The organism is Nocardia asiatica NBRC 100129 (assembly GCF_000308415.1).
Taxonomy (GTDB): Bacteria; Actinomycetota; Actinomycetes; order Mycobacteriales; family Mycobacteriaceae; genus Nocardia; species Nocardia asiatica.
This window is the reverse complement of sequence record NZ_BAFS01000323.1, coordinates 1-367: the sequence shown is the minus strand read 5'-3', so window position 1 is coordinate 367 and position 367 is coordinate 1. Positions and strand designations below refer to the sequence as shown.

Annotated in this window: 1 protein-coding gene; it reads left to right on the top strand. The window is 68.4% G+C overall.

Going from position 1 to position 367, the window contains the following annotated elements; genetic code table 11:
* A partial coding sequence (locus ON27_RS29205) for an acyl-CoA dehydrogenase C-terminal domain-containing protein (RefSeq protein WP_043734693.1) occupies positions 1 to 367 on the top strand: 367 nt, incomplete at both ends.

The window sequence follows — 367 nt, the reverse complement described above, 5'->3', positions numbered from 1 at the left end:
CATGAAGGCACGCACGGCATTCAGGGCCTTGATCTGCTCGGACGCAAGGTCACCCAGCAGGGCGGGGCGAGCCTGCGCGCACTCGACGAACGCATCCGCGCGACCATCGGCGAGGCCCGCGACCAGGGTGGTGAGCCCGCCGAGCTGGCCGGGCAGCTCGAAACGTCGTGGCAGCGACTGATCGAGGTGACCGCGGGCTTGTTCGCCGACGGCGACATCGAGGCCGCGCTCGCCAACAGCTCGATCTACCTGGAGGCGTTCGGCCACATCACGCTTGCGTGGATCTGGTTGCAGCAGATGCTGGCCGCCGTCGGCCACGACGGCGATTTCTACGACGGCAAGCGGCACGCGGCCCGGTACTTCTTCC